Annotated in this window: 10 protein-coding genes and 1 pseudogene; 6 read left to right on the forward strand and 5 right to left on the reverse strand. The window is 63.6% G+C overall.

Going from position 1 to position 11,837, the window contains the following annotated elements; all coding sequences use genetic code 11:
• Positions 1-34: 34 nt before the first annotated feature.
• Positions 35-296 (forward strand): annotated as a pseudogene (locus AC0L2M_RS11210) (type II toxin-antitoxin system ParD family antitoxin).
• A gap of 84 nt (positions 297-380) precedes the next feature.
• Here the strand turns inward: AC0L2M_RS11210 and AC0L2M_RS11215 are convergent.
• The 3 genes from AC0L2M_RS11215 to AC0L2M_RS11225 form a co-directional block, all read right to left on the reverse strand.
• Complete coding sequence (locus tag AC0L2M_RS11215) at positions 381-1,436, reverse strand: substrate-binding domain-containing protein (protein ID WP_023800219.1); 1,056 nt, start codon at positions 1,434-1,436, stop codon at positions 381-383.
• Between the two features lie 62 nt (positions 1,437-1,498).
• Positions 1,499-2,518 (reverse strand): ABC transporter permease, encoded by a 1,020-nt coding sequence (locus tag AC0L2M_RS11220; RefSeq protein ID WP_287171745.1) that lies wholly within the window; start codon positions 2,516-2,518, stop codon positions 1,499-1,501.
• Between the two features lie 34 nt (positions 2,519-2,552).
• Positions 2,553-4,064, reverse strand: coding sequence for a sugar ABC transporter ATP-binding protein (locus tag AC0L2M_RS11225; RefSeq protein WP_473534867.1), 1,512 nt, complete (start codon positions 4,062-4,064; stop codon positions 2,553-2,555).
• Between the two features lie 135 nt (positions 4,065-4,199).
• Here AC0L2M_RS11225 and mtnK point away from each other — a divergent pair, with 135 nt between their 5' ends.
• The 3 genes from mtnK (at position 4,200) to AC0L2M_RS11240 (ending at position 7,617) form a co-directional block, all read left to right on the forward strand.
• Entirely contained in the window at positions 4,200-5,471 is a 1,272-nt protein-coding gene (gene mtnK / locus AC0L2M_RS11230; protein ID WP_023800216.1) for an S-methyl-5-thioribose kinase, read from the forward strand.
• The gene (gene mtnA / locus AC0L2M_RS11235; protein WP_023800215.1) at positions 5,468-6,562 is read left to right on the forward strand and encodes an S-methyl-5-thioribose-1-phosphate isomerase; all 1,095 of its coding nucleotides are present in this window, start codon (positions 5,468-5,470) and stop codon (positions 6,560-6,562) included. Before mtnK ends, mtnA begins: the two co-directional genes overlap by 4 nt.
• A gap of 227 nt (positions 6,563-6,789) precedes the next feature.
• Positions 6,790-7,617 (forward strand): phosphogluconate dehydrogenase C-terminal domain-containing protein, encoded by an 828-nt coding sequence (locus AC0L2M_RS11240; protein WP_023800214.1) that lies wholly within the window; start codon positions 6,790-6,792, stop codon positions 7,615-7,617.
• Between the two features lie 52 nt (positions 7,618-7,669).
• Here the strand turns inward: AC0L2M_RS11240 and AC0L2M_RS11245 are convergent, their stop codons facing one another.
• Both AC0L2M_RS11245 and AC0L2M_RS11250 read right to left on the reverse strand, forming a co-directional pair.
• Positions 7,670-8,428, reverse strand: coding sequence for a hypothetical protein (locus tag AC0L2M_RS11245; protein WP_031255366.1), 759 nt, complete (start codon positions 8,426-8,428; stop codon positions 7,670-7,672).
• Between the two features lie 62 nt (positions 8,429-8,490).
• The gene (locus AC0L2M_RS11250) at positions 8,491-10,284 is read right to left on the reverse strand and encodes a polysaccharide biosynthesis/export family protein (protein ID WP_084833759.1); all 1,794 of its coding nucleotides are present in this window, start codon (positions 10,282-10,284) and stop codon (positions 8,491-8,493) included.
• Between AC0L2M_RS11250 and AC0L2M_RS11255 the strand changes: the two genes are divergently transcribed.
• Complete coding sequence (locus AC0L2M_RS11255) at positions 10,172-10,414, forward strand: hypothetical protein (protein ID WP_198032835.1); 243 nt, start codon at positions 10,172-10,174, stop codon at positions 10,412-10,414. The genes AC0L2M_RS11250 and AC0L2M_RS11255 overlap by 113 nt on opposite strands.
• A 437-nt stretch (positions 10,415-10,851) precedes the next feature.
• Positions 10,852-11,793, forward strand: coding sequence for a D-ribose ABC transporter substrate-binding protein (locus AC0L2M_RS11260; RefSeq protein ID WP_031255363.1), 942 nt, complete (start codon positions 10,852-10,854; stop codon positions 11,791-11,793).
• Positions 11,794-11,837 lie beyond the last annotated feature (44 nt).

Raw genomic sequence — 11,837 nt, forward strand, 5'->3', positions numbered from 1 at the left:
ATTGGACTGCAGGCTAAGCATGAAAACCCAACCCATGCGCACCCTTACCATATCCCTCACCCCGCAGCAGGCTGCCCGCCTGCAAAGCGCTGTCGAAGGCGGGGGATATGCCTCTAACAGCGAGATTGTCCGCGACGCCCTGCGCCTGTGGGAACAGCGCGAGGAATTGCGCGCATTGGAGTTGGAACATTTGAAACGGAGCCTATGCCGACGGCATGACCAGCGGCAAGCCGGTGAACGTCGAACCCGCCGAGTTCATACGCGGTTTGAAGGCAGAATGCCGCGCCCGTGGCTAGATATCGGCTCACGCCGACGAAGCAGGCATTCAGACCTGGAAAAGAGCGGCCCGAAAGCCGCTCGTCCCTTACGCCTGCGGAACGCTATTTCGCGTTGGGGTTCGGCATCCAGGCCGGCATCGCGACATCGGCATGGGCGAACTGCGGCAGCTTGGCCGAGAGGTCTTCCATGTTCTTGATGTCCTTGTCGATCAGGTCCTTCTGGGTGATCAGCGTCGGCGGCACGATGACGTTTTGGCCGGGGTCTTCGCCGGCCAAAAGCTGAGCCAGCGCGCGCACCGAAACCTGGCCGACGACGGCCGGGTTGGTGGCAGCGGTTGCCGCCCAGGCGCTGTCGGGCTCGCGCATCGCGGCGATGTCGGAGGTCGAGATGTCGGCCGAATAGATCTTGATGTCCTGCGACAGGCCGGCCTCGTCGACGGCGATCTTCACGCCCTTGGCGAATTCGTCATAGGGCGCGAACATCACCTTGATGTCGGGATTGGCCGACAGCACCGAACGGGCCTGGTTGGCGACGGAATTGGCGATCGGATTGTCGAGCGTGCCGAACATCGCCGCCTCGTTGATGCCCGGATATTTCTTCTTGAACTCGACCCAGGTCTCGTTGCGGCGGTCGAGCGGCGCAATGCCGGCGACATAGACGTAGCCGGCCTTCCAGCTCTCGCCATTGTCCTTGATTGCCTGCTCGAGCGCGAGGCGTGCAAGGTCGCGGTCGGACTGCTCGATCTGCGGTATCTTGGGGTTTTCGACATTGACGTCGAAGGCGACGACCTTGATGCCGGCGTCGACCGCGCGCTGGGCGGCGTCCTTCATCGATTCCGTCAAGCCATGCTGGATGATGATGCCCTGGACGCCAAGCGCGATGGCCTGGTCGACCATGTCCGCCTGAAGGGCGGCGTCCTGGCGGCTGTCGAGGACGCGCAGATCAACGCCAAGCGCCTTGGCCTGCGCTTCGACGCCGGACAGATAGGCCTGGAAGAAGTCGCCGGTCGAGAGATAGCGGACCAGCGCGATCTTGACCGCGCCGGGCTTGTCGAACGGCGCCGGCCTGTCCTGCGCCATTGCCGGGACCTGCATCAGCAGCGCAGCACCGGCAAGCCCGAGTGCTGCCTTCGCCAAAAGTGTTCTTGTGATCTTCATGGTGTCTCCTCCTCTTGTTGAATTCAAATTTCAGCCGGTCGAAAATCCTATCCGTCGAAATCCTACCTGTTGCCCCTGCCGGAAAGGGCGAAGGTGAAGACCAGGGCAACCACGAGAACCACGCCCTTGATGAAATCCTGCGTGTAATAGGGCGCGTTCATCATCGTCAGGCCCTGCAGCAGCACGCCGACAAACACCGCGCCGACAGCCGTGCCGAAGGCGTTCGGCTTGGCGGCGCCAAGAACCGCGTAGCCGATGAGCGCCGCAGCCACTGCGTCGAGCAGGAGATTATTACCCGAGGCGATATCGCCACGTCCAAGCCGGGCAGCGAGCAAAATGCCGCCGATCGAGGCAAAAACCCCCGAAATAACGTAGGCCCAGATCTTGTATGCCTTGACAGGCGCGCCGGCGAGCTCGGCAGCCCGTTGGTTGCTGCCGACCGCATACATCATGCGGCCGAAACGGGTGTATTCGAGAAAGAACCAGATCAGCACCGCAAGCACGAGCAGGACGACGACCGAAACCGGGATGAGGTTGGGGATGAAGAAATCGAAGCGGTGGCGGCCGAGCGCCAGGAAGGCGCGGCCGAACGTGCCGTTGGCGACCGAGCCGTCGGGCATCGTCATGCCGGTGGCGATCGAGCGGCCCTCGGTCGGGATGCGCTGCAAGCCGACGAGCAGGAACATCATGCCGAGCGTCGCCAGCAGATCCGGCACGCGCATATAGACGATCAGCCAGCCATTGATGAGGCCGACGACGACGCCGATCAGGAGACAGGCGACGACCGCAACGATGGCGTTCTGCTCCAGCACCACCATGACATAGGCGGCTGCCATCATGGCGCTGGTAGCGACCGAGCCGATCGACAGGTCGAAGCCGCCGACGACCAGGGTGGCGGTGACGCCGAGCGCCAGCACGCCGGTGATGGCGACCGACTGGAAGATGAAGACGGCGCTCTGCGGCGAGACGAAGCCATCGGCGGCGATGGCGAAATAGGCGATCAACCCGAACAGCAGAACGATGAAGCCATAGCGGATGGCATGGTCGCGCGCGGCTGCCATCCTTACCCAACCCGAACTCATGCCCTCTCCATTCCACGTCCCATTACTGCCCGCCTCACGCTGCACTGTGCAGCGGCCCGCCCGCCACTTCGGCCAGCAGCCGCTCGAGGTCGATGTCGGCATTGCGATGTTCGCCGACGATTGTCTGCTCCGACATCACCAGGATGCGGTCGGCGGTCTCCAGCGCCTCATCGAGCTCGGTGACGAACAGCAGCGTCGCACGGCCGTTGGCGCTCGCCCGCAGCTTGGCCGCGATATCGCGCCTGGCTGAAATGTCGACGCCCTGAAACGGCTCGTCCAGGATGAACAGTCTTGCCGCCTGCGACATCCAGCGGGCGACCATCACCTTCTGCTGGTTGCCGCCCGAAAGCGCCGACATTTCGTCCTTCTCCGAGCGGCAGACGATGCCCAATTCCTGGATTTGCCGGCGGGCGATGGCGCGCTCGACGCGGCGCTTGAGGACGCCCAAACGCGACATCCGCCTGTGGAACGGCAGGCTGATATTTTCCTGGATGTTGAAGTCGCCGACGATCCCGTTTTCGCTCCGGTCCTTGGCGACGAGAAAGACGCCGGCGGCGATCGCCTCGCCTGTCGACCCCGGTGCATAGGCTTTGCCGTTCAGCACCATGGTGCCGGACAGCGGTTTGCGGACGCCAAACAGCGTCTCGGCGAGCGCTGTCTTGCCGACGCCGACGAGGCCGGTGATGGCAACGACCTCGCCGTCGCCGAGCGTCAGCGAGATCGGCCTGGAATCTTCGGCAATCCGCAACCCGTCGATCGTCAGGACAGGCCTGGCCGAATTCCTAGCGACGATCCGGTCGAGCTGGATCTTGCGGCCGAGCATGGCGTTGACCGCGCCTTCATAATCGAGCGGCTTGCGGTCGAAGACGCCTGAGACGACGCCGTCGCGCATCGAGACGATCCGGTCGGCAAGCCGCCTGATGTCGGACATGCGGTGCGAGATGTAGAGGATGGCGACGCCGTGCTCGCGCAGCCTGTCGAGCAGCGCGAAAAGCCGATCTGCCTCGGCGCTGGACAAGGACGAGGTCGGCTCGTCGAGGATCAGCACCTTCGGCTGATGCGCCATGGCGCGGGCAATCGCCACCATCTGGCGATCGGCCAGCGACAGATCGCTGATCCGGGCTTTCAGGTCGATCGCCAGCCCCATGCGGTCGGCAACCGCCTTTGCCTCGCGGCGCACCCGGCCCGGATTGAACAGGGTCGGCGCGCCGCTGCCGCTCAGCCTGTCGAGCGTCAAATTGGTGGCGACGTCGAGGTCGGCGACAACACCGTCATTGATGTTCTGATGAACGGTGACGACGCCGGCGCGGATCGCCTCCGCCGGCGTTTTCGGCGCGAAGTTTTGGTCGGCGAGGCTCATCGTGCCGCTGCCGCGCTCATAAACGCCGCTGATGATCTTGACCAGGGTGGATTTGCCGGCGCCGTTGGCGCCCATCAGCACGGTCACTTCACCGGCATGCAAATCGAGCGAGACGCCGCCAAGCACCTCGATAGGGCCGAAGGATTTCCTCAGGCCGTCGACGCGGAACACGGCATCATTGCCCATTCGTTCCTCCCTGGCGACGACGCTATGGGCTGTTCCGGCAATTGTCAACACGATTGACAATTGCCAGAGGGCTTCCTAGCTTGGACCAACCGTGATGGCTCCACTAAGATGAGAGCACGTAAACGGGAGGTGAGGATGACTGGGAAATTGCCGTTCGAAGCACTGTCGGTCGAAACACTGGCGGCACGCCTCGGCGCCAACGCGGCGCTGTGCTCGCATATCGGCAAGGACACGAGCCGCTGGAAGGTTCGCGAGGTCGGCGACGGCAATCTGAACCTGGTGTTCATCGTCGGGGGTGCGCAGGGTGCGGCCGTCGTCAAGCAGGCCCTGCCCTATGTCCGCCTGGTCGGCGACAGCTGGCCGCTGCCGCTAAAACGTTCCTTCTTCGAATATCACGCGCTGACACGGCAGCATTCGAGAGCGCCCGGTTCGGTGCCGGCGATCCATCACTTCGACGAAGGCCAGGCGCTGATCATCATGGAGTATCTGTCGCCGCACATCATCCTGCGGCGCGCGCTGATCGAGGGCCGGCAACTGCCCAACATCGCCAGAGACATCGGCCTGTTCATGGCCCGCACCCTGTTTCGCGGCTCCGACCTGCATATGGCGACCAGGGATCGCAAGGCCGATCTGGCGCTGTTCGCGGACAATGTCGCGCTTTGCGACATCACCGAGAACCTGGTGTTCTCGGACCCGTATTTCGATGCCAAGATGAACCGGCATACGAGCCCGCAGCTCGACAGCATCGTTGCAGAATTGCGCGCCGACCGCGACCTCAAGGTCGAGGCGCAGCGGCTGAAGCACATTTTTGCGGCCAATGCAGAGACGCTGCTGCACGGCGACCTGCATTCCGGCTCGATCATGGTCACCGAGACAGAAACGCGGATGATCGATCCCGAATTCGCCTTCTACGGCCCGATCGCCTTCGACGTCGGCATGCTGCTCGCCAATTTCTGGATGGCGTTCTTCTCGCAGCGTGGCCACGAGCAGAACGGGAAGCGCGACACCATGCGCGCCTATCTGCTCGACGTCACGGTCGAGACATGGTCGGTGTTCCGCAGCGAGTTCTCGCATCTGTGGCGAACCGAGCGCACCGGCATGCTCTACCAGAAGAGCCTGTTCGAGGATCAGGGCGACAGGCTTGGCGCCGAACAGGCGCTCGACCACATGCTGCACCAGGTGTGGACCGACATGCTGGGCTTTGCCGGCGTCGAGGTGCACAGGCGCATTCTGGGCCTCGCGCACAACGCCGATTTCGAGACCATTGCCGACGCCGATCTGCGCGCCACATGTGAGGCAAAGGCGCTGAAATTCGGCCGTCACATCGCCGTCAACCGGCGCCAGATCCACAGCATCGACGAGGTCAACAAATTGGCCGCACTGATCGAACGGGAGAACAGGATTTGAACGTCGGCGACCGCCACTACCGCACCATCTGGCTGAGCGACGACGGGCGTTCGGTGGAGATCATCGACCAGCGCTGGCTGCCGCATGATTTCCGCGTCGAAAAAGTCGACACCGTTGCCGGCATCGCCACGGCGATCCGCGACATGTGGGTGCGCGGCGCGCCGCTGATCGGCGTCACCGCCGCCTATGGCGTCGCCATGCAGATGGCCGACGACCCTTCGGATGCGGCACTCGACGGCGTCTGGGAGGTCTTGCACGAAACCCGCCCGACCGCGATCAATCTGCGCTGGGCGCTCGATGAGATGCGCAATTTCTTGCGGCCGCTTCCATCTGGACAGCGCGCCGAGGCGGCTTACCGGCGCGCCGGCGAAATCGCCGACGAGGATGTCGGCCTCAACCGCGCAATCGGCGTCAACGGGCTTGAAATCATCAGGGAAATCGCAGCACGAAAAAAACCGGGCGAGCCGGTCAACATCCTGACCCACTGCAATGCCGGCTGGCTGGCCACCGTCGACTACGGCACCGCCACGGCGCCGATCTATCTGGCAACGGAAGCCGGCATTCCCGTTCACGTCTATGTCGATGAAACCCGCCCGCGCAACCAGGGCGCCCAGTTGACCGCATGGGAGATGGCCGGCCACGGCGTGCCGCATACGCTGATCGTCGACAATGCCGGCGGCCATCTGATGCAGCGCGGCCAGATCGACATGGTCATCGTCGGCACCGACCGCACCACCGCCGACGGCGATGTCTGCAACAAGATCGGCACCTATCTGAAGGCGCTGGCCGCCGCCGACAACGACGTGCCGTTCTATGTCGCGCTGCCGTCGCCAACCATCGACTGGACGGTGGGTGACGGGCTGGCCGAAATCCCGATCGAACAGCGTTCCAGCGACGAGGTCTCACTGGTCTGGGGCAAGACCGCGAGTGGCGAGATTGCGCAGGTCCGCATCTCGCCGGAGACGACGCCCGCGGCAAACCCGGCCTTCGACGTGACGCCGGCGCGGCTGGTCACCGGATTGATCACCGAACGCGGCGTCGCCAGGGCTTCGCGGGAGGGCTTGAAGGCGATGTTTCCCGGACGGGGATAATCCTGCTCCCGAATACTGCTGAAACGGTTGGCAGCGGACCCTAAACATCAAGACTGACGGCTCGCCGGGCCGCCACCAGCTAGCGCAGCCGACGGCGCGGGACTACGGAATTGGCTCTCGTGAACGCGTTCGTCCCAAACGGGTTGCCAACCCATGGTAGTGTGATTATACCAGTTACTAAGGTGACGATCGGCAGGGCCATCGTTGGAGATCAGGAGCACGGCTGGATGACAACGATTGCGCTGTTTGGTGCCGGCGGCAAAATGGGTTACCGCCTGTCGACCAATTTTCGCGGCTCTCCTTACATCCTACGCCATGTCGAGGTCAGCGACGCCGGCCGCGAGCGGCTAAAGACCGGGCTGGGCATCGACGCGGTCAGCGCCGATGAAGCCTTGAACGGCGCCGAGGTGGTTATCCTGGCGGTTCCCGACACCCATATCGGCAAGGTCGCGGCCAGCATCGAGGGCAAGCTTGCGTCCGGCACCATGGTGGTCGTGCTCGACGCCGCAGCGCCTTTCGCCGGTCATCTGCCGAAGCGGCCGGACCTGACCTATTTCGTCACCCATCCCTGCCATCCGCCTATCTTCAACGACGAGACCGACATGGCGGCCAAGAAGGACTATTTCGGCGGCGTCAAGGCCAAGCAGCATATGGTCAGCGCGCTGATGCAGGGACCGGAGGCGGATTTCGCCAAGGGCGAAGCGATCGCCAAGATCATCTGGGCACCGGTGATGCGGTCGCATCGCGTCACGGTCGACCAGATGGCGCTGCTCGAGCCGGGCCTTTCGGAGACCGTCTGCGCTTCGCTGCTGGTGGTCATGAAGGAAGCGGTCGACGAGGTCGTCGCGCGCGGAGTCGACCAGCAGGCCGCGCTCGACTTCCTGCTTGGCCATATGAATGTGCTCGGCGCCGTCATCTTCGGCGAGACCAAGGGCGTGTTCTCCGACGCCTGCAACAAGGCCATCGAGTTCGGCAAGCCGGTGCTGATGCGCGAGGACTGGAAGCGGGTCTTCGAGCCGGAAGAGATTGCAGCGAGCATCCAGCGCATCACCTGAAGGCGGAAGCCGCCTTTCCTTCTCCTCTCGTAGGAGAAGGTACAGGCGCGTCCTATGTCACCGCGGTGACTCTACCCGCCGCATCGAGGCGACAGCCGACTCGCGCCTGCCGAACCTCGACGCCGCCTTGTCTTGCATAGTGTATGCGCACCTCGATCGGCGCCGTGAGCGCGCCCCGACGTTGCTGCAACGGGCCCGCGCTTACCGCGTGAACAAGCACGGCGCCAAGCGGCGTGGCGGCCGACCCGATCGCCATGCGGCAGGCGCGCATTACAGCTGGTGGGATACCGGGTTTGGCTTTCAGTGGCGCCATAAACGGATAGCCATAGGTGATCCGCGCCGACGTGTTGCGATCAGTTCCGGAAGGCCTGAGCTTGCGCGGCAGGATGGCGAATTGACTCGCAGCCTTGGCCTTGGTGGTGGCTGGCGTGATGCCGGCATTGCTGCTCGCGGCTTGCCCAGCGCCCAGCGCCGGGTTGCCTGGCTTACCTCCTGGAGCGGTGCCCGATGCGGACGTAGGGTCGCCCACCCCGACACCTGTCGACAGGCCGCCGCTTGCGCCGCCGAGGTTGCCGCTGACGCCAAGTCCGGCACCGAGCGATCCCTTGCCCGCGCCGAGCGATCCGCCAAGGCTTGCTCCCCCTACTCCGTCGACGCTCGAGCCGCCCGCCACCGAGGCGCCTTTCGGGCCGGCGCTAAGGCCAGCACCGACCCCGACACCGCCAAGTTTGCCGCCAAGCCCCGCCTCAAGAGCCGAGGCAGGGCAAATTGCGATCGCGACGGTCAATGCGGCTGCGACGTATTTGTTCATCACCATATTCCTCCTGCGGCATGGATTCGGGCCACGGAAATGCCCTTCACGATCACCCCTCGCTAGGGAGCGCCGAGCTTCGGCGGTCGCGTCGGGAGCAACGCGTCGGGAAGCGCGATGGTCGCCACCAGAACAGGTCGCGATGGTTTTTTGGCCTTCACTTTGTGGTTTTCCCGCAACCCCGATTGACGGGCTGGTCGCGAGCGCACGGACACATCTGCACCCGAAGCTGCGACGGCACGCGCTTTCGGAACGCGGTTGATACGCTCGCTGCGACGCTCATCCCGGGCCTTTTCAACGTCAATCGCCTTTCGAGCGGCGCTGAGCTCGCGGGCCAGGCCGACGGCCTTGTTGCGCTCTTGCTCCAACGCCACGCTCAGCTCCATCGAGACGCGGCTCGCTTCCTGCCTTGCCGCGTCGCGTTCCCGCCGGGCGCTGTCGCGATCACGAGCAGCTGAATCTGCCCGTTCCCGCTCCAGTTCGAGTGCGTCGCCAGCTCGCTTCAAAGCCGCCTCGGCCACCTGTCGTTCCCTGATGGCGTTGGTGCGCGCAGCCGCAGCCAGATCCGCGCTTGTCTTAAGCGCGTCGATGGTCTGGCGCGCCGCGGTGAGTTCGCGTTCGAAGCGCTCAGCCTTGTGCCGCTCCTCATCCAGCGCTCGCTGCGCCTCTGCCACAGAGGCCGCCATGGAGTGACGCGCTTCAAGCATGGCGGCCTTCTCGTGATCGGCGAGAGTGGCTTTGGCCTTCAAGCCTTTCACTTGGCTTTGCGCCACTTCCAGATCGAGCGCGAGCTCTTCGGCCCGTCGCCGCTGCTGTTTTAGCGCCTGTGCTTGTTCAGCCATCATGTCGGCTACCGCACGCGCCTGCGCACTGGCATCGCGGGCGCCGCGCTGCATCACGGCCAGTTCGGCTCGCGCCGCCGCCAAATCGCGGCCGTCATGGTCATCCCGAGCTGGGTCACCGCGAGCCGGCTGCACGCTCTTCCTGAGCGCGTCGACTTCCCTCAGCGCCGCAAAGAGCTTTTGTTCCAGCGTACCGCGGTCAGTCCGCATCGCATCGAGTTCCCGCACCAAGGCGTCAGCCCGTTGACGCGCCGTCGCAAGGTTCTGATTGTGTCGCGCGGCATCGTTGCGACCAGTCTGGCGAGCCGCAAGTGCTTCCGCGCGCGCTGCCGCAATTTCCATGCGAGCGGCGGCTAGCTCATTCAGCAATGCCCCTTGCAGAGTTTGCTGCTGCTCCGCAGCAGGCTGCCGAGATGTGTGGGGACCGTGCACGCCCGGTTGCGCCTCGGCTTGGCCGTTCTCGACACTGGCGCGTTGCGAAGCCACGGCCGAAGAGCCGTCGCTGGCTGCGTCAGCCGGCGGTTCGGGCGCTTCTTGTTTGACCTCCACCGAAGCTGTGAGGTCCGAAGGCGAACTTTGTATCAGTTTGACGGTTATGTCAGCCCGTTCCTGACGGCCGCTCCTGGCTTGCAAGCGATCGGAAATCAGCTTTGCCAGCTCCTCCTCACGCAGACCTGCGGCGGCAATGCTGCCGATCAAGGGAAGGTCAAGCGTGCCAGTCGAGTCGATGGTGAAACTATGGTTGAGCTGCAACGCTTCCAGAACGCCGTCGCGCAAGGCAGTCCACTGCCAAACGTGCAGTTCGATCGTGTCTCGCGGAGCAAGTCTGTCGTCAGCCTTCGGCCGACCGTGTGCCGCAGATCCCAGCAGCAGGATGATACACAACGAAATGAGGCACAGCATGGCGCTGCAGCTCCTGCCGCGCATGCCACGCAATGAAGCCGAATGCCGTCGGTCAGCAAAGCTTGGCGCGGGGCTGCAGGATGGCGGCCTGAAACTCTGCACAAAAGTCATAGCTGAACCTCACCGGCAACGCGACCCTTGCCGCGAACGGATTTCATTAGAAAAACCGCGCGCAGGCTGGGGCAGGGAGAAATTCCACAACCACGACGCGACACTAGCAAAGCCTGCGCGTACCCGCTGAGCACCGAATAAGGCTTAGGAGTGTCTACTCCTTACTTAAATTATTGCGCCCTCACCCGCGTATCATACTCCTTAAGGTGGTGGTTCTCCGACCTGGCCAGATGCAGGCGCATCGTAGGGAACGAAGTATCGCTCTTGGTGGGCTGACTCTCCGATGGCGCTTGCTGCTCATCAGATACATATCATCTGAATTCGTGGTTGACTCATTATACCAGTTGGCTTAGCTGTTGGATTGGCTTTGGCCAGCCGAGGCCGGGCTGAAAATTGGGCAGGCGGCAGGTGGAGGGGCAGGCTGAAGACGGAACCGAGCCGGATGATCCGCCCGGGTGAGCCGGCAAATGACCCGATCCGCGACACCGGACGCGATCCGCCTGACAAACTGGAATGCATTTCAGCCTGGGCCGCGCAAGCACAGGCTTTTTCAAATGGGAGGAAATCATGAAACTCACTCGCAGAATGACATTTGCGGCTTTTGCCGGCATGCTGGCGCTGGGCACCGCGGCACCCGCCTATGCGGCGGATCTCATTGCCATCATCACGCCCTCGCACGACAACCCATTCTTCAAGGCCGAAGCCGTCGGCGCGGAAGCCAAGGCCAAGGAACTCGGCTATGAAACGCTGGTGCTGGTCCATGACGACGACGCCAACAAGCAGTCCGAGCTGATCGACACGGCGATCGGCCGCGGCGCCAAGGCGATCATCCTCGACAATGCCGGCGCCGACGCCTCGGTCGCCGCCGTGCAGAAGGCCAAGGACGCGGGCGTTCCGTCGTTCCTGATCGATCGCGAGATCAACGCCACCGGCGTCGCCGTTGCGCAGATCGTCTCCAACAACTACCAGGGCGCCCAGCTTGGCGCGCAGGAGTTCGTCAAGCTGATGGGCGAGAAAGGCAATTACGTCGAGCTGGTCGGCAAGGAATCCGACACCAATGCCGGCATCCGCTCCAAGGGCTATCACGACGTCATCGACGACTATCCGGACCTGAAGATGGTGGCGCAGCAATCGGCCAACTGGAGCCAGACCGAGGCCTATGCCAAGATGGAATCGATCCTCCAGGCCAACCCGGACATCAAGGGCGTGATCTCCGGCAACGATACGATGGCGATGGGCGCCCATGCCGCCCTTGCCGCCGCCGGCCGCAAGGACGTCATCGTCGTCGGCTTCGACGGATCGAATGACGTCCGCGACTCGATCGCCTCTGGCGGCATCAAGGCCACAGTCCTGCAGCCGGCCTATGCGCAGGCTCAGATGGCAGTCGAGCAGGCCAACGACTTCATCAAGAACAAGAAGTCTCCGGCCGAGGAAAAGCAGCTGATGGACTGCGTCCTGATCAATGGCGACAATGCCGCCAAGCTGGAAACCTTCGCGCTGACCAACTGAGCCGGTGTGACATCAATCGCAAGGGACGAGCTTCCGGCTCGTCC

This window comes from Mesorhizobium sp. WSM4806, assembly GCF_055811635.1.